Below are 15,858 nucleotides of genomic sequence, written 5' to 3'. Positions count from 1 at the left end.
GCTCGGAACCTACTGGCTCAGGGTACTCGCCACCGGCCCCGCTCAAGCAGGCCGAACGCGGTAACTCAGGTGAACCTTGTTCAGCCGTCGCCCGCCGCATGACATCTGCGTTGACCAGCGATCTGCGTGCGGGGCGCGGCGGGCTACCCAGAACAAGGTTCAATCGGAAGCCAGGGTTACGTCCACGACGAAGCTGGCACCGTCACGAGCCAGCGACACCGGGACCACCTCGCCGACGTCGTGCGCGCGCACCGCGACCGTCAGTTCCGCGGAGTCGCGGACCAGGCGGTTGCCGATCTTCGTGATCACGTCGCCCTCCTTGATGCCCGCGTTCGCGGCCGGGCCGCCGGGGGCGACGTTCTTGACCTGCGCGCCCATCGTGGACGAGCCGGCGACCGTCGAGGACGCGTTGATGCCGATGTCGGCGTGCTGGACCTTGCCGTCCTTGATCAGCGCCTTCGCAATCTTGATCGCGTAGTCGCTCGGGATGGCGAAGCCGATGCCGATGCTGCCGCCGTCCGCGCTGGACGAGCGGATCGAGGAGTTGATGCCGACCAGCGCGCCGGTGGCGTCGACGAGCGCGCCGCCGGAGTTGCCGTGGTTGATCGCGGCGTCGGTCTGGATGGCCTCGTAGGTGACCGGCGCGGCGCCGTTGTCGCCGCCGGCGGTGATCGGCCGGTTCAGCGCGCTGACGATGCCCGCGGTCACCGAGTTCTGCAGCGCCAGCGGCGAGCCGATCGCCATCACGGTGTCGCCGACCTGCAGGTCCGACGACTTGCCGATCTGCAGCACGGTCGGGTTGGTGACGTTGACCTTCACAACCGCGAGGTCGGTCTTCGGGTCGGTGCCGACGAGCTTGGCGTCGGTCCGGGTGCCGTCGATGAAGATCGCGGTGATCTTGACGCCCGGATCCGCGGCGGCGGAGCTGATCACGTGGTCGTTGGTGAGGATGTAGCCCTGCGGGTCGATCATCACACCGGAGCCCTGCTCGCCGGACTCGGCGCCGGGCTTGAACACCTCGAGCGAGACGACGGCCGGCGAGACGCGCTTGGCGATCTCGGCGACCGAACCGGCCGGCCGTTCCTTGGCGGCCTCGGCTTCGGAGATCGTCGCGGACCCGGTGAGCTCGGTGCCGGTGTCGGCGGCCCACCAGCCGACCAGCCCGCCGGCTGCGCCGATCAGCAGCGCGACGACCCCGAGCAGCACCAGCGCCTTGGGCTTCACCCGCCGGCCGAACAGCACCTCGGGCAGGCTCAGCAACGCACCCGGCGGACGCCGAGCGGGCTTTTCCTCGTCTTCGGCGGGCATCGCGGGCCCGGCGAGCACGGCGCCGGCGCCCGGATCACGCCACGGGTCCCCGGTCCCGGTCCACAGCGGCGGCTCGGCCTGCGACGCGTCCCCAACGGCCTCCCGCGGCCGCTCCAGGAGAACGCCTTCGGCCCCGGGCGGCCGGCTGAACGCCTCGGCCAGCGACTCGGGAGCCGGCGGCGTCAGCTTGACGCCGTTGGTCTGCTGGGGGGTGTAGAGCTTGTCGAACGCCCCGTCGACCCCCTGCGGCCGGCCGAACACCGCGGCCTGCCCCGGATCGACGGCCGGCCGCGCCAGCGGGCGCGGCCCCAGCCGGTCGGCATCGTGCGCGCCGGGCTGCTCGGGATTCACGTTCGGCTCGGTCATCATTCCCCGGTGCTGAAGATCAGGTGGCTGGGCGTGACGATACCCAAGCCCAGTGCGCCGAGTCTGCCGGTACGGCGGTGAAATGGCTGTTTCTTGGCCGGCCCGCGAGTTGCCCACAGGCACTCGGCGATGTGGACAAACCGGCGTTGTGGGTCACCGAAACGCCGGTTCCGCGGGTGGGCGCCGATAAACTGGACCCGGGGCCGCCCCCCAGGGAGTGGCGGGGGCTGCTCGGATTCGGTCAGCGGACGCCGACCGGCACCGCGATCGGCGAGCTCACCGGTGTCGACGTCACCGACGGGGCCGGCTCCGGGCGAGGTGCCTGCGGCACCGCCATCTGGGCCGGGAGCAGGTTCGCGTTCTGCGGGACCTGGCCGCCCGTGTCCGGGGTGCCGTCACCGCCGTCTGCGGAGGTGCCCACCAGCGCCAGCGCGCTCAGCACCAAGCCCGACACGACCACGCCGGCGCCCTGTGCCGCGCGGCGCTTGAAGCGGCCGCCGCCCAGGACGTTCGGGGACTGGCCGAGCGGGGCCGACGAGCCGAGCGGCGCCACGCCGCCCAGAACGCCCGAGTCGCGCAGGCCGGCGACCCGGTCGGGCCGCTGGACCGCGACGAGCTGGCCGTCGGCGGTGATCGCCAGGTTGTCGGGGCTGCTGGGCAGGTCCGTGTGCTCCGGGATGGACCGGAGGCTCGCCAGGAACCCGGCCGACATCGACGGCGCGCCCGCGCCGCGGATCGCGGCGCACGCCTGCCGCTGGGCCTGGACGTCGCCGGCGCAGGAGGCGCAGCGCGTGATGTGCGCCGCCGCGCGGTCACGCGCGCCGTGCGAAAGTTCGCCGTCCACGAACGCGACCACGGCGTCCGGCAGCAGGTGCGACTCGGGGAGTCCCCAGCCTCGCGGTGCGGTCATACCGACACCTTCGCAGACTCCGGGGCGTAACTGCGTCGGCGCTCCAGCGAAGCCCGCAGCGCCTGACGGCCGCGGTGGATCCGGCTGCGGACGGTGCCCAGCTTGACGTTGAGCGTCGCGCCGATCTCCTCGTAGGAGAGACCTTCGACGTCGCACAGCACGACGGCGGCACGGAACTCCGGCGGCAGCTCGTCGAGCGCGGCCTGCAGGTCCGGGTCCAGGTGGGTGTCGGTGTAGACCTGCTCGGGGCTCGGGTCGTCGCCCACGATGCGGTCGGTGTCCTCCGGCAGGCCTTCCATCCGCACTCGCGAGCGGCGGCGGGCCATGTCGAGGAAGAGGTTGGTGGTGATCCGGTGCAGCCAGCCCTCGAACGTGCCGGGCTTGTAGGACGCCAGCGACCGGAAGACCCGGATGAAGGTCTCCTGGGTGAGGTCCTCGGCGTCGTGGGTGTTGCCGGTCAGGCGGTAGGCGAGCCGGTAGACCCGGTCACCGTGCTCGCGGACGACCTCGTCCCAGGACGGTGGCGTCCAGGCCGCCTCGTCCAGGGACACGGGCTGAGCCGCGTCGACGTCCGCATCGGCGTTCTGCATCGTGGGAGCAGGCACCTCCATCTGTGTTTCTCCTGTCTGCTCCACCCAACGCGGGTCGCGGGCACGGTGTTCCCGTGTGTCTGGATTCGAGTCTGTCGGGGTTCCTTATGGTTCTAGTGAGACTGGACTGAGAACAGGCTGAGAAGTTCTTCCTGAGTGCTTACCAGGGAGCCTGCGAGGATTTATCGACAACCAACGCTAACCTCCGTGCGTGAACACGCCCACCCCTGCGGCCGCACCGGCCGACTCCGGGTTCGTCGACGGGTACCTGCCCGACGACGAGGTGCTGTCTTCGGCGCGCGCACGGGCCGAGGACCTGGGCTGCAGCCCGCTGTCCGCGGGCGCCGGCGCGACCCTGCGGTTCCTGGCCGCCACGCTGCGGGCGAAGGCCGTCGTCGAGGTCGGCACCGGCGCCGGGGTGAGCGGGCTGAGCCTGCTGCGCGGGATGGCCCCGGAGGGCATCCTGACGTCGATCGACCTGGAGCCGGAGTACCAGCGGGCCGCGCGCGCGGCGTTCCGCGAGGCCGGTTACGCGCCGGGCCGGACCCGCTTGATCGTCGGACGGGCGCTGGACGTCCTGCAGCGGCTGACGCCGGGCGGCTACGACCTGGTGTTCGTCGACTCGGCGCACATCGAGTACCCGGGGTGCTACGAGCTGGGTGTGTCGCTGCTGCGCCGCGGCGGGATCATCGCGTTCCACAACGTCCTCGCGGGCGGCCGGGTGATCGACCCGTCCCGGCGCGACCCGGAGACGCTGGCCCTGCGCGAGGTGGCCCGAGCGTTCCGCGAGGACGAACGCCTGGTCCCGGCCCTGCTCCCGGTGGGCGGCGGCCTGCTGGTGGCCGCGGCGATCTGAGCCGCCTCGGTGGCCGGTGTGGTCGGCTTGGCCTTCGCGGCGATCTGACTCGGCTTCACGGTCGGCGTGGTCCGCGTGGCCCTCGCGGCGATGTGGCTCGGCTCCGCGGCCGGCGTGGTCGGCTTGGCCGCTCGCAGCGATCTGACTCAACTCTGCGGCCGGCATAGTCGGCTTGGCCGCTCGCAGCGATCTGACTCAACTCCGCAGCCGACGTGGTCCGCCTGCTCCTCTCAGCGATCTGACTCAGCTCCGCGGCCGACGTGGTCCACTTGCTCCTCGCAGCGATCTGGCTCAACTCGAAGCTCGCCGGTCGGCACGATCCCGCCTGGTCACGGCAGCGGTCCGAGCACCTGTCCACAAGTCGGCCCGCCTGTGGACAAGTCGCCGATTTTGCCGGACTTGTCGGTGGTCGCCGGTAAACTGGAACGGGGACGCCCCCCAGGGTTGGGCGGGGGTGTGTTTGCGGGGCCGGACGGCTGAACTCAGCTCGGGACCAGTTCGCGCCGCTCGGTGCGCACCCGGGTTCCGGCGCCCACCGCGGCCGCCGCCAGCAGGAGCCAGACTGCCACCAGGGCGATCAGCCAGCCCCAGCCCGCGTGGCCGTAGACGTACGCGCCGGCCGCGCCGCCGATGCTGCTGCCCAGGTAGTACGTCGCCGTGTACATGCCGCCGACCTGGCCGCGGGCGTCCTCGGGGGCGTCGGCCGCCGCCCAGCCGTTGGCGACCGCGTGCGCGGCGAAGAACGCGCAGGTCAGCACCAGGAAACCGGCGATCACCAGCGGTAACGAGTCCGGCAGGGTCAGCGTCGCCCCGGCGGCCATCAGCAGCAGCGAGCCGATCACCGCGCGACGGCGGCCGACGCGCGCCACCAGCCGTCCGGCCGCGGCCGAGGAGACCGAGCCGGTCGCGTAGGCGAGGAACACCAGCGACGCGATCGCCGGCGACAGGTCCAGCGGGTCGCCGGTCAGCCGGAACCCGGCCGCGTTGTAGAGCGCGACGAACGAGCCCATCGCGAGCAGCGCCACGGCGTACTGGGCCAGCAGCACCGGCCGCCGCACCGCCGTCACCAGCCCGGCGGCGACCACCTTGAGCTGCACCTTCCCGCGAGCCGTGCCGGGCGGCAGCGTCACGACGGTGGTCACGGCGCACACCGCGCCGATGCCCGCGACGACGTACAGCGCGCCGCGCCAGCCGAGCGGCCCGGCGGAGAAGCCGGCGGACAGCCGGCCGAGCATGCCGCCGACGGTGTTGCCCGCGATCATCGCGCCGACGGCGGCGGCGACGCCCGCGCGGCCGAGCCGTTCGGCCAGGTAGGCGGCCGCGACCCCGGGGAACCCGGCGATCGCGATGCCCTGCAAGGCGCGCAGCACGAGCAGCGCCGGATACGTCGGCATCAGCGGCAGCAGCAGCCCGAACACGACCGACGCGACCACCGACGTCACGATCACCGGCCGCCGCCCGACCACCTCGGACAGCGCGGCGATCGGCAGGACCGCGATGGCCAGCGCGCCGGTCGCGACGCTCACCGCGAGCGCCGCGCCGCCGGGGTCGAGGTGGTACTGCGCGGCGAGCTGCGGCAGCACCGGCTGCGGGGCGTAGAGCAGGGCGAAGGAGGAGATCCCGGCCGCGGCGACGGCGGTCTTGACTCGGCGGGTGGTGGTCACCCACTGAAAGTAAGCAGCGCTAATCAATACGTCTAATACACATGTGGTCCATAATTCATGCGATGACGCATGACTCGCTGTCGGCGCAGCTCGCACCGCACCTGCGGCTCCTGGTCGCGCTGCGGAGTACGGGGAACGTCACACGCGCGGCCGAACTGCTGGGCGTCCCGCAGCCGACGGTGAGCCGCCGGATCGCGGCGCTGGCCGACGCGCTGGGCGCGCCCCTGACCGTCCCGGACGGCCGCGGCATCCGGCTCACCCGCGCGGCGGACCTGCTGGCCGAGGCCGCCGAACGCGCGTTGGCGGCGGTCGACACCGGCGTCCGGCTGGCGCGCGAGGAGGTGGCGCCGGAGTCGGGACACGTGGTGCTCGGCTTCCTGCACCTGCTCGGGCGGTCGCTGGTGCCGTCGCTGCTGCGCGGTTACCGGGCGCGGTACCCGGGGGTGCGGTTCACGCTGGTCCAGGGCTCGCGGCAGGACATGCTCGACCGGCTGGCGGGCGGCGAGCTGGACCTGGCGCTGCTCGCGCCGTTGCCGTCGGACGCGCCTTCACTGGTCTCGGCGGGGCTGGCGGAGGAGGAGATCCTGCTGTCGGTCCCGACGGGCCACCGCCTCGCCGGCCGCGGTTCGGTGCGGGTGGCCGAGCTGGCCGAGGAGGAGTTCGTGCTGCTGGAGCCGGGTTACGGCGTCCGCACGCTGACGGACGAACTGTGCGCCGCGGCCGGCTTCGCGCCGCGCATCGCGTTCGAGGGCCAGGAGTCGGACACGGTCCGCGGCCTGGTCGCGGCGGGCCTCGGCGTGGCACTGCTGCCGCGGTTCGGCCCGGGCACACCGGCAGGAGTGGCGGAAGTGCCGCTGAACCCACCGGCGTCACGGACGATCGGCCTGGTCTGGCGCGCGGGCGAACCGATGACCCCGGCCGTGACGGCCTTCCGGGACCACGTGCTGGCAACGGCGGGGCGCAAATAATCCGGCCGCCGCCAGGAAACTCCCCCACCCTTCCCAGGGGGGCGTCCCCGAGTCCAGTCTATCGGTGCCCCCCGACGAAGCCCGGCGAAAACGTTCGTGAGCAGCGAGTTGTCCACAATCCAGCCAGGCTGTGGACAACTCCGACGGCGCGGCGGCAGCGCCAGCCCGGCAGCAGCGCGGACACCCGGGACAGCCCGGCAGCAACACGGACTGGACAAGCCGCCGCCACCTGGCCGGCGAGCCTCAGGCCAGTGAGGCGGCCAGCTCCACCAGGGTTCGGGCCGCGAAGCCCGTCGCGCCCGGGACCACGTCGTCGTAGGACTTCTCCGACCGGGCCGGGCCCGCGATGTCCAGGTGGGCCCACGGCAGGCCCTCCGTGAACTCGCGCAGGAACAGCGCCGCCGTGATGCTGCCCGGGCCGCCCGGGGTCTGGCGGACGTCGCCGAACTCGCCTCGGACGTTCTCCGCGTAGTCCTCCACCAGCGGCATGCGCCACCAGGCCTCGCCGACCCGCGAACCCGCCGCGACGACCGAAGCCGCCAGCGTGTCGTCCGTGGCGAACAGGCCGCCCGTGCGCAAACCGAGCGACACCTTCATCGCACCCGTCAGCGTCGCCGCGTCGACGACGACGTCCGGGCCGTACTTCTTGATGCCGTACGCCAAAGCGTCGGCCAGGACCATGCGGCCCTCGGCGTCGGTGTTGCCGACCTCGGTCGTCTTGCCGCCGTAGTGGCGGACGATGTCGCCGGGCCGGTACGCCGAACCGGACACGTGGTTTTCGGCCGCCGGGACCAGCGCGGTCACCCGCACCGGCAGCCCCAGCGCGGCGATCGCGCGGGTCGCGGCGATCACCGCCGCGCCGCCCGCCATGTCCGTGCGCATCAGGTGCATGCCGTCGGCCGGCTTGATCGACAGGCCGCCCGTGTCGAACGTGATGCCCTTGCCCACCAGCAGCAAGTGCTTGACCGCGCCGGAGGGCTTGTAGGACAGCTCGATCAGCCGCGGCGGCCGCGCCGAACCGCCACCGACGGCCAGGACGCCGCCGAAGCCCTGCGCCGCGAGCCACTGCTCGTCGCGGATCGTCGCTTCGACGCGGGGGCCGGCGACCTTCGCCGCGGTGTCCGCGAGCCAGGCCGGGGACTTGACGTTCGAGGGGGTGTTCGCGAGGTCGCGGGTCAGCGCCGTCGCTGCGGCCAGCGCCGTGGCGCGCTCGACGAGCTCGGTGTGGCTCGCCACCGCGCGGTCGTGCGTCACCAGCCGCACCGTCCGCACCGCCGGCTTCGGGTCCTCAATGGACACCTTGAAGCGGTAGCCGCCGAGCAGCAGGCCCAGCGCCAGCTCCGTGACGTGCTCGCCGGACGCCTCCTCGGGCAGCACGAGCTGCACCGCGCGGAACGCCTTCGCGCCGTTCTCGACGTCGTCGGCCAGCGCCGCGTTCACCGCGCGGACCAGCGCCGCGCCGGTCTTCCGGTACTGCTTCGGCTTGCCGTCGCCGAGCCCCGCGACCCAGCGGGGGCCGTCACCCTGGACCGTCTGGACGTCGCCCGCTTTGCCGGTGATCCGGACACCGCCGATCTCGACCGGCTCGGCCTCGACGTCGTCGGCCGGCGCGGTCACGAGCCGGACCGTCGGGGTGCCGCGGCGAAGGTCACCCGCGACCTCGATGTCGAGGAGACTAGTCGGAACGGGGGGTAGCGGATTACGCACAGTGAGCAACCTTCGGGCGCAGAGGAACCGCGACCCCGGCCTCCGAAGGGAGACCGGGGTGCGACGGAAGGACGGTTCTGGGGGGCCGGTTCAGCCGGTGACCTCCTGCAAAGCGGCGCCGAGGTCTTTCGCTTCCTCTGCGGAGAGTTCGACGACGAGTCGCCCGCCACCCTCGAGCGGTACGCGCATCACGAGGCCCCGCCCCTCCTTAGTCACTTCGAGGGGACCATCTCCGGTCCGGGGCTTCATGGCCGCCATAGCGTGCTCCCTCCGTCTCAACCGGCGCGCCCGGGTCGCGCTCGCGTGAAAGCCAGCCGGGTCTTACCGTCCATTGTCCCCTATCAGCGCCTCGGCGCATCAGCGGACCGATCTTTTGCTGCCGTATCGGTGCTGGTATGCGGCCCGCGAGGGGTGTGAGAGTCTCGGACGACCGATGTTTCAGCGCAAGGAGAAGACGTGACCACATCCGACGTCCTGCTGATCGCCGACGCCGACGGGGTGCGCACCCTCACCCTCAACCGGCCGCAGGCGTACAACTCGCTGACCGTCGAGCTGAAGGAAGCACTGCTCGCGGCCCTGCGCGGGGCAGCGGACGACGAGGCCGTCCGCGCGGTCGTGCTGACCGGTTCGGGCAAGGCGTTCTGCGCCGGCCAGGATCTGAAGGAGCACGTCGGGCTGCTGCAAGCGGGTGACCCCGCCCCGCTACACACGGTGAAGGAGCACTACAACCCGATCGTCCAGGCGATCGTGGCCATGGACAAGCCGGTCATCGCGGCGATCAACGGCACCGCCGCCGGGGCCGGCGCGGCCTTCGCCTACGCCAGTGACCTGCGGATCGCCGCCGAGTCGTCGTCGTTCCTGATGGCCTTCGCCAACGTCGGGCTGGGCCCGGACTCGGGTGCCTCCTGGACGTTGCAGCGGCTGGTCGGTTACGGCCGCGCCGCCGAGCTGATGCTGCTGGCCCGGACCGTCGACGCCGCCGAGGCGCAGCGGCTCGGCCTGGTCGGCGAGGTCGTGCCGGACGAGGAGCTCGCGGCGCGCGCCCAGAAGATCGCGGCGAAGCTCGCGGCCGGCCCGACCGTGGCCTACGCGAAGATCAAGAGCGTCCTCAACCTGGCCGCGCAGTCGACGTTCGAGGAGGCGCTGGCCGCCGAAGACGCCGCCCAGACCGCGCTGGGCGCGACCGCCGACCACGCCGAGGCCGTCGAAGCGTTCGTCGGCAAGCGCAAGCCGAACTTCCAGGGCAAGTAGTCGGTCTGCCGCGGCCTGTCGTGAGTGTTTAGGGCGGTTCTAACCGCCCTAAACACTCACGACAGCCACGGCAGACCCCGGCACCCGTCAGCCCGCGCGGAAGCAGCCCTTGACGTGGTCGTCGACCATGCCGGTGGCCTGCATCAGCGCGTAACACGTCGTCGGGCCGAGGAACGCGAAGCCGCGCTTCTTCAGCTCCTTCGCCATCGCCTTCGACTCGTCCGTGATGGCCGGGACGTCCGCCATCGCCGGTGGCCGCCGGTGCGATGAGGGCGCGAACGACCACAGCAGGTCGTCCAGCGGGACGTCCAGGTCCGCGATCACCCGGGCGTTGTTGATCGCCGCCAGGATCTTCGCCCGGTTCCGCACGATCGACGCGTCCCGCATCAGCCGCTCGACGTCGGCGTCACCGAACTTCGCCACCTTCGCCGCCTTGAACTGCTTGAACGCCTTCCGGAAGCTCTCGCGCTTGCGCAGGATCGTGATCCACGACAGCCCGGACTGGAACGCCTCGAGGCACAGGCGCTCGTACAGCTCGTCCTGCCCGTGGAGCGGCGTGCCCCACTCCTTGTCGTGGTAATCGGCGTAGTCCGGGGTCGAGTTGCCCCAGGTGCACCGCGCGACGCCGTCGGCGCCGATCAGCTCAGACATCCCCGCCCACCGAATAGTCCTCCGCGAACCGCGCGAACCGCCGCAGCGACTGGCGCACCCCCAGCGCGAACGCCGGCCGCACGACCGGCCAGCCGAGCCGTCCCAGCGGCCCGAACGGCAGCCGCAGGTGCTCGGCCCAGACGAACGTCGAGCGCTGCGCGCCCTTCGGCACGACCTGGAACACACCGGTGCCCTGCACGAAGCCGCCCTGGTGCCGGACCGCGCACCGCACCGGCGGCTCCCAGGTCGTGATCTCCATCTTGTCGGTGAAGCCGATCCCGGCGACCCCGGTGAACGCCGCCAGCCGCGAGCCGACGCTGCGGCCGTTGCCCTCGGTCACTTCGACGTCGGTGCCCAGCATCCACTCGCCCTGGCGCGTCCAGTCCGTGAGCGCGAGCCAGGTCGTCCCGGCCGGCGCGCGGACGTCGACCGACAGCACGAGGTCGGTCACTGGGCGCTCTCCGGCGCGGTCTCCCGCTCGGCTTCGCGCTCGGCTTCGCGCTCGGGCCGGCGCTGCTCCAGCTCGGCCACCCGGGTGCGCAGCTCGTCGATCTCGACGCCGAGGCGGCGCAGCACCCAGTCCACTTCGGACATCTTGTAGCCGCGCAGCACCAGCTGGAAGCGCACGTCCTGCAGGTCGTCGCCGGTGATGTCCTCGGCGGGCAGCCGCGTGGGCGAGCTGCCCGGCGGCAGCGGGGCCAATTCCTCACCCCGGCCGAACACCACCGCGGCCAGGAGGAACACCACGGCGGCCACCAGCAGCATGACTACGAGGTAGATCAGCGCGGTCGTCACGCGACGATCGTGGCATACCCGCCCCAGGAACGTCTCGCGAGCACGACGAGCCGCAGGGAAAGAAGCACCCAGGCGACCATCAACACCGCGCACGGGACGCTCAGGAACAACCGGGAGACGTCGACGATGCCGGTCGAGCCGATCAGCAGGCCGACCGAGCCGAGGTTGATGCCGACGGCCAGCGCGATGAGGACGCCGCAGAACCGGGCCAGCCGGACGGGTTCGAGCCGCCGGCTGAGCCAGCGCGTGCCGAGCAGCGCGAGCACGCCGATCACCGGCACGACGAACACCGCGCCGTGGGTGGTGTGCGCGACGACGCGGTACCACTCCGGCGTCGACGTCGGCAGCTGCGTCCAGGCGCCGTAGGTGAGGATCCGGGCGTAGTCCCAGGACGCCTGCATCAGCGGCACGCCGATGACGAGCTTCCACAGCGTGCGGACGCCGCTGAGCATGCCGAGCTCGGCCTGGTAGTCGCGGGCGACGAGGGCCGCGGGCCCGAAGTCGGCGACGGCGCGGCGCTCGGCGTCCTCGTCGCTCCGGCCGCCGGCACGGTAGGCGTCGGCCGCGTCGTGCAGGCCGTCGCGCGCCTCGTCCAGGAGGTCGGCCTTGAACTTGCCGCAGCCGTGCAGCCGCCGGTCGAGATCGGCCAGGTAGTCGTCGATCATGCGCCCAGCACTCCCCCGATGACGGCCGTGAACTCCCGCCATTCCGTGCGTTCGGCGGCCAGTTCCTGCTGGCCGGAGCGGGTGAGGTGGTAGGTGCGCCGCTTGCGTCCGGACACGACGTCCCATTCGCTGGCCAGCCAGCCGGCCCGCTCGAGCCGGCGCAGCGCCGGGTAGACCGTGCCGGTCGGCAGGTCGAGCGCGCCGTCGGTGCGCAGCTGCAGGGCCTCGATGATCGCGTAGCCGTGCAGTTTCCGGCCGTCGAGGACCGCCAGCAGCAACGCGTCGAGGTGCCCGCGCAAGGAGTCCGCCTTCATGGGTACGCAGTCTACACGTCGACTGGCTACATGTAGGCAGACTATGTGTAGCCTGTCTACATGAACGCACTCCCGGTCGCGAGACTCCAGTTCGCGACGACGACCTCGTTCCACTTCCTGTTCGTGCTGCTCACCCTGGGACTGGTCACGCTGGTGGCCGTGATGCAGACCCGCTCGGCGCTCGGCGGAAAGCCCGAACTGGAGCGGATGACGCGCTTCTGGGGCCGGCTGTACGTGATCAACTACGCGCTGGGGATCGTCACCGGCATCGTGATGGAATTCCAGTTCGGGCTGACCTGGACCGGCCTTTCCACGTTCGCCGGTGACGTCTTCGGCGCCCCGCTGGCCATCGAGACGCTCGTCGCGTTCTTCCTCGAGTCGACGTTCCTCGGCCTGTGGATCTTCGGCTTCGGGCGGATGGACAAGTGGCTGCACCTGGCGCTGATCTGGCTCGTCACGCTGACCGCGTACGCGTCGGCGCTGTTCATCATGCTGGCCAACTCGTTCCTGCAGGACCCGGTCGGCAGCCACCTCGAGAACGGCACCCTGCACCTCGACGACTTCGGCGCGCTCTTCACGAACCCCGCGCTGGTCGCGTCGCTGCCGCACGTCGTCAGCGCCGCGATCCTGACCGGCGGGTTCTTCGTGGCCGGGGTCAGCGCGTACCACTTCCTGAAGCGCACCACCGAGGTCGAGTTCTTCCGCCGCTCGATGCGGATCGGCGTCGTCGCGGCGCTGATCGGCGCGATCCTCGTGGTCAACCAGGGCTTCGCGCAGTTCGGGGAGCTCGCGATGTACCAGCCGGACAAGCTGAAGGACGGCGGTGTCGGGCTGCCACTGGGTTTGATGATCATGCTCGGGTTCGTCATGTTGCTGTGCGCGCTGCTCGGCTGCGCGCTGTTGTTCCGGAACTGGATCAGCAAGGCCCGGATCCTGCATTACCTGATGGTCGCGGCGATCCCGCTGCCGTTCGCCGCGGCGATCCTCGGCTGGCTGGTGCGCGAAATCGGCCGTCAGCCGTGGCTGGTCTGGGGCAGGCTCCGCACCGCCGACGCGATCGCGGGCGTCCCGGCCGGCCAGATCCTGTTCTCCTTCATCGCTTTCTCACTGCTGTTCGCCGCGCTCGCCGCGGCCGACTGGGTGCTGCTGGCGCGCGTGGCCAAGCGCGGCCCGGAGCCGGTCGAGCGCGACGTCGCCGAACTGCCCGTCCTGAGCGGAGTCTGACGATGGTGACCTTCTGGTGGGGCGTGCTGGGCCTGCTGACCTGCGGCTATTTCGCGCTCGCGGGGTACGACTACGGCGTCGGGATGCTGCTGCCCGCGTTCGACGCCGACGAGCGGCGACGGCGGCAGACCCTCGGCGCGCTCGGGCCGTTCTTCCTGGCCAACGAGGTGTGGCTGGTGGCCGCGGTCGGCGTGCTGTTCGGCGCCTTCCCGCACCTGGAGGGCAAGGTGTTCGCCGGGGCGTACGTCCTGGTCGTGACCCTGCTGATCGGCCTGGTGACGTTCACGGCGTCGATGCAGCTGCGCAGCCGCCGCCCCGGGGCGCCGCGCGGCGCGTGGACCGCGGGCATCGTCGGCGGCGCGCTGGTGACGGCGGTGTCGTGGGGCCTGTTCCTCGGCAACCTCGTGACCGGGCTGCCGCTGACCGCCGACGGCTCGCCGGCCGGCGCCGTGCTCGCGCTCTTCAACCCGTACGCCGTGGTGTGGGGACTGGGGTTCGTCGCGCTGTTCTCCCTGCAGGGCGCGGTGTTCCTGGCCGTGCGGGCGCCGGCCGAGCTGACCGGGCGCGCGGTGCGGCTGGCGCGGGCGTTCCTGCCGCCCGTGGCGGGCTTCCTCGTCGTCGCCACCGGGTGGGGTTCCTTCGCGCTGCACGGCGTGACGACGGTGGGCATCGGCGTGGTCGTGCTCGCGTTCCTCGCGCTGGGTTCGGTGTGGCTGGGACTCGCGCTCAAGCGCCACCGGGTGGCGCTGATCGGGGCGATGGTGCTCGCGGCGAGTCCCGCGCTGCTGGTCGGCACGCTGCGGTTTCCCGCGATCCTGGTGGCGGACTCGGGTTACGCGCTCACGACGGACCAGGCGGCGACCGCGTCGAGCACGTTCGCGGTGCTGAACTGGTTCGCGCCGCCGGCGGTCCTGCTGCTGCTCGTCGTGCAGTGGCTGACCTGGCGCGCGCACCGCGCTCCCGTCGACCAGCGTTCGCTGCTGCACTTCTAGGGGGACGTCGTGCCCGCACTTCCCGGACTCCGGCGGTACCTGGTCCTGCTGAGCACGCTCGGCGTGCTTTCGGCGTCCGCCGTCCTGATCCAGGCCGAAGGTCTCGCCACGCTGCTCACCGGCGGCGGTCTCTCGTTCGCTCTGGTACTCGCGATTGCCGGCCGGGTAATGCTTTCGATGGCTGTCGACGTCCTCGGTGGACGGTTTGCGTCCTCGGTCAAAGCCGGCCTGCGGCGCCGGCTGCTCGGCTCGGCGGCCGACCGGGCCGGCGTGGTCGCGACGCAGGTGACGCGCGGTGTCGACGCCACCGACAGCTACCTGACGGGGTACCTGCCGACGCTCGTCGTGTCGGTGGTGGTGCCGGTCGCGGTGATCGTCCGACTGGTCACGACGGACCTGACGTCGGCGCTGGTCGTGACGGCGACACTGCCGCTGATCCCGGTGTTCGCGATCCTGGTCGGCAAGCACACGTCGGCGCACACCCAGTGGGACCTGCTGAAGAAGCTGGGCGGGCACTTCCTCGACGTCGTCCGCGGGCTCGGCACGCTGAAGGTGTTCGGGCGGGCGCAGGCGCAGGCGCGGACGGTCCGCGCGATGGCGGACGCGCACACGGATGCGACGCTGAAGACGTTGCGGGTGGCGTTCCTGTCGGCGCTGGTGCTGGAACTGGTCGCGACGCTGTCGGTGGCCTTGGTCGCGGTCCCGATCGGCTTCCGCCTGCTGGCCGGCGGGCTGGACGCGCGGACGGCGCTCCTGATCCTGGTGCTGGCACCGGAGGCGTATCTGCCCCTACGGGCGGCGGGCGCGAAGTTCCACGCGGCGGCGGAGGGGTTGACGGCGTTGCGGGAGGCTCTCGCCGTACCGGTGGTTTCTTCACGTTCCGGGACGCTCACTCGCCGCCGAGGTGCGCCTTCGCTGGTCTTCGAGCGGGTGTCCGTCTCTTTCGGCGACGTCGTCGCTCTGTCCGATGTGGACCTTTGCGTGCCGGCCGGCACACGGCTGGCGCTGGCCGGGCCGAGCGGGTCCGGGAAGAGCACCCTCTTGGCGGTGCTGCTGGGGTTCGTGACGCCGACGTCGGGCCGGGTCCTGGCGGACGGGGTGGACGTGCGGTCGCTGGATCCGTCCGGCTGGCTGGCGGACATCGCGTGGGTCCCGCAGCGGCCGACGTTGTTCCGGGGTTCGCTGGCCTCGAACATCGGCCTGGGCCTCGCCACTCCGGACTTCGAGTCCGCGGCCCGCGCGGCGGCGCTGGACCAGGTGGCGGCGGGGCTGCCTGACGGCTACTCGTCCCAGGTGGGTGAGCTGGGCGAGGGGTTGTCGGCCGGGCAGCGGCAGCGAGTGGGGCTGGCCCGGGCGTTGGCGCGGACCTCGTCGGGGCTGGTGCTGCTGGACGAGCCGACAGCCCGGCTGGACGCCAGCACGGAGGCGACGGTGTTGTCCGCGACGCGCCTTCTGCTGCCGGGACGCACGGCAGTGCTGGTGGCCCACCGGCCGGCGATGGTCTCGCTGGCGGAGCGGGTGGTCGAACTCCGCGGCGGCCGGGTGGCGGCGGAGGTGGCGGAGTGACTTTGTCAAGTTCGGTATCCACCGGCGAGCA

General features: G+C 71.9%; 17 protein-coding genes. 6 read left to right on the top strand and 11 right to left on the bottom strand.

Translation table 11 applies throughout. The features are described 5' to 3' along the window. Positions 1-159: 159 nt before the first annotated feature. The 3 genes from OHS18_RS36215 to sigE form a co-directional block, all read right to left on the bottom strand. Positions 160-1,677, bottom strand: coding sequence for a S1C family serine protease (locus tag OHS18_RS36215; protein WP_328444897.1), 1,518 nt, complete (start codon positions 1,675-1,677; stop codon positions 160-162). 238 nt (positions 1,678-1,915) lie between these two features. Next, entirely contained in the window at positions 1,916-2,584 is a 669-nt protein-coding gene (locus OHS18_RS36210) for an anti-sigma factor family protein (protein ID WP_328444899.1), read from the bottom strand. After that, on the bottom strand, positions 2,581-3,195 hold the full coding sequence (sigE, locus tag OHS18_RS36205; RefSeq protein WP_442874301.1) for an RNA polymerase sigma factor SigE: 615 nt from the start codon (positions 3,193-3,195) through the stop codon (positions 2,581-2,583). The genes OHS18_RS36210 and sigE overlap by 4 nt, the downstream gene beginning before the upstream one ends. A 190-nt stretch (positions 3,196-3,385) precedes the next feature. On the opposite strand from sigE, the gene OHS18_RS36200 reads away from it, so the two are divergent. Then, entirely contained in the window at positions 3,386-4,030 is a 645-nt protein-coding gene (locus OHS18_RS36200) for an O-methyltransferase (protein ID WP_328444901.1), read from the top strand. Between the two features lie 482 nt (positions 4,031-4,512). Here OHS18_RS36200 and OHS18_RS36195 read toward each other — a convergent pair whose 3' ends face one another. Continuing rightward, positions 4,513-5,694: an MFS transporter gene (locus OHS18_RS36195; protein WP_328613807.1), complete on the bottom strand. Its 1,182-nt coding sequence runs from the start codon at positions 5,692-5,694 to the stop codon at positions 4,513-4,515. A gap of 62 nt (positions 5,695-5,756) precedes the next feature. Between OHS18_RS36195 and OHS18_RS36190 the strand changes: the two genes are divergently transcribed. Next, the gene (locus OHS18_RS36190) at positions 5,757-6,662 is read left to right on the top strand and encodes a LysR family transcriptional regulator (RefSeq protein WP_328613806.1); all 906 of its coding nucleotides are present in this window, start codon (positions 5,757-5,759) and stop codon (positions 6,660-6,662) included. A 243-nt stretch (positions 6,663-6,905) separates the two neighbouring features. On the opposite strand, the gene OHS18_RS36185 is transcribed toward OHS18_RS36190, so the two are convergent. Further along, complete coding sequence (locus OHS18_RS36185) at positions 6,906-8,369, bottom strand: leucyl aminopeptidase family protein (RefSeq protein WP_328444907.1); 1,464 nt, start codon at positions 8,367-8,369, stop codon at positions 6,906-6,908. A 90-nt stretch (positions 8,370-8,459) separates the two neighbouring features. Next, positions 8,460-8,627 carry a DUF3117 domain-containing protein gene (locus tag OHS18_RS36180; RefSeq protein ID WP_005155393.1) on the bottom strand — a complete coding sequence of 56 codons (168 nt, stop codon included), beginning with the start codon at positions 8,625-8,627 and terminating at the stop codon, positions 8,460-8,462. Between the two features lie 198 nt (positions 8,628-8,825). Here OHS18_RS36180 and OHS18_RS36175 point away from each other — a divergent pair, with 198 nt between their 5' ends. Next, on the top strand, positions 8,826-9,620 hold the full coding sequence (locus tag OHS18_RS36175; RefSeq protein ID WP_328613805.1) for an enoyl-CoA hydratase-related protein: 795 nt from the start codon (positions 8,826-8,828) through the stop codon (positions 9,618-9,620). A gap of 87 nt (positions 9,621-9,707) precedes the next feature. On the opposite strand, the gene OHS18_RS36170 is transcribed toward OHS18_RS36175, so the two are convergent. The 5 genes from OHS18_RS36170 to OHS18_RS36150 are packed head-to-tail and all read right to left on the bottom strand — an operon-like array spanning position 9,708 to position 12,045. Further along, positions 9,708-10,271, bottom strand: a complete 564-nt coding sequence (locus OHS18_RS36170; RefSeq protein WP_328613804.1) for a DNA-3-methyladenine glycosylase I — start codon at positions 10,269-10,271, stop codon at positions 9,708-9,710. Beyond that, the gene (locus tag OHS18_RS36165) at positions 10,264-10,722 is read right to left on the bottom strand and encodes an SRPBCC family protein (protein WP_328444913.1); all 459 of its coding nucleotides are present in this window, start codon (positions 10,720-10,722) and stop codon (positions 10,264-10,266) included. Before OHS18_RS36165 ends, OHS18_RS36170 begins: the two co-directional genes overlap by 8 nt. Then, positions 10,719-11,066 carry a DivIVA domain-containing protein gene (locus OHS18_RS36160; RefSeq protein WP_328444915.1) on the bottom strand — a complete coding sequence of 116 codons (348 nt, stop codon included), beginning with the start codon at positions 11,064-11,066 and terminating at the stop codon, positions 10,719-10,721. Before OHS18_RS36160 ends, OHS18_RS36165 begins: the two co-directional genes overlap by 4 nt. Further along, positions 11,063-11,731 carry a permease prefix domain 1-containing protein gene (locus OHS18_RS36155; protein ID WP_328613803.1) on the bottom strand — a complete coding sequence of 223 codons (669 nt, stop codon included), beginning with the start codon at positions 11,729-11,731 and terminating at the stop codon, positions 11,063-11,065. The genes OHS18_RS36160 and OHS18_RS36155 overlap by 4 nt, the downstream gene beginning before the upstream one ends. Then, entirely contained in the window at positions 11,728-12,045 is a 318-nt protein-coding gene (locus OHS18_RS36150; protein WP_328444918.1) for a helix-turn-helix transcriptional regulator, read from the bottom strand. The genes OHS18_RS36155 and OHS18_RS36150 overlap by 4 nt, the downstream gene beginning before the upstream one ends. A gap of 60 nt (positions 12,046-12,105) precedes the next feature. On the opposite strand from OHS18_RS36150, the gene OHS18_RS36145 reads away from it, so the two are divergent. Genes OHS18_RS36145 through cydD form a run of 3 tightly spaced genes read left to right on the top strand, consistent with a single transcriptional unit; the run spans position 12,106 to position 15,827 of the window. Then, positions 12,106-13,269, top strand: coding sequence for a cytochrome ubiquinol oxidase subunit I (locus OHS18_RS36145; protein WP_328613802.1), 1,164 nt, complete (start codon positions 12,106-12,108; stop codon positions 13,267-13,269). A 2-nt stretch (positions 13,270-13,271) separates the two neighbouring features. Next, positions 13,272-14,261 carry a cytochrome d ubiquinol oxidase subunit II gene (locus OHS18_RS36140; protein ID WP_328613801.1) on the top strand — a complete coding sequence of 330 codons (990 nt, stop codon included), beginning with the start codon at positions 13,272-13,274 and terminating at the stop codon, positions 14,259-14,261. 9 nt (positions 14,262-14,270) lie between these two features. After that, on the top strand, positions 14,271-15,827 hold the full coding sequence (cydD, locus tag OHS18_RS36135; RefSeq protein ID WP_328613800.1) for a thiol reductant ABC exporter subunit CydD: 1,557 nt from the start codon (positions 14,271-14,273) through the stop codon (positions 15,825-15,827). Positions 15,828-15,858: the final 31 nt, after the last annotated feature.

The sequence above is a fragment of the Amycolatopsis sp. NBC_00355 genome (assembly GCF_036104975.1).
GTDB lineage: Bacteria > Actinomycetota > Actinomycetes > Mycobacteriales > Pseudonocardiaceae > Amycolatopsis.
The sequence above is the reverse complement of the archived record's forward strand: the minus strand, read 5'-3'. Positions and strand labels throughout refer to the sequence as shown.

What these genes read in the sequence shown, in the direction of transcription:
- OHS18_RS36215 (WP_328444897.1), bottom strand. Translation starts at nt 1,677, where the DNA reads ATGATGACCGAGCCGAACGTGAATCCCGAGCAGCCCGGCGCGCACGAT.
- OHS18_RS36210 (WP_328444899.1), bottom strand. Translation starts at nt 2,584, where the DNA reads ATGACCGCACCGCGAGGCTGGGGACTCCCCGAGTCGCACCTGCTGCCG.
- sigE (WP_442874301.1), bottom strand. Translation starts at nt 3,195, where the DNA reads ATGGAGGTGCCTGCTCCCACGATGCAGAACGCCGATGCGGACGTCGAC.
- OHS18_RS36190 (WP_328613806.1), top strand. Translation starts at nt 5,757, where the DNA reads ATGACGCATGACTCGCTGTCGGCGCAGCTCGCACCGCACCTGCGGCTC.
- OHS18_RS36180 (WP_005155393.1), bottom strand. Translation starts at nt 8,627, where the DNA reads ATGGCGGCCATGAAGCCCCGGACCGGAGATGGTCCCCTCGAAGTGACT.
- OHS18_RS36170 (WP_328613804.1), bottom strand. Translation starts at nt 10,271, where the DNA reads ATGTCTGAGCTGATCGGCGCCGACGGCGTCGCGCGGTGCACCTGGGGC.
- OHS18_RS36155 (WP_328613803.1), bottom strand. Translation starts at nt 11,731, where the DNA reads ATGATCGACGACTACCTGGCCGATCTCGACCGGCGGCTGCACGGCTGC.
- OHS18_RS36150 (WP_328444918.1), bottom strand. Translation starts at nt 12,045, where the DNA reads ATGAAGGCGGACTCCTTGCGCGGGCACCTCGACGCGTTGCTGCTGGCG.
- OHS18_RS36145 (WP_328613802.1), top strand. Translation starts at nt 12,106, where the DNA reads ATGAACGCACTCCCGGTCGCGAGACTCCAGTTCGCGACGACGACCTCG.
- OHS18_RS36140 (WP_328613801.1), top strand. Translation starts at nt 13,272, where the DNA reads ATGGTGACCTTCTGGTGGGGCGTGCTGGGCCTGCTGACCTGCGGCTAT.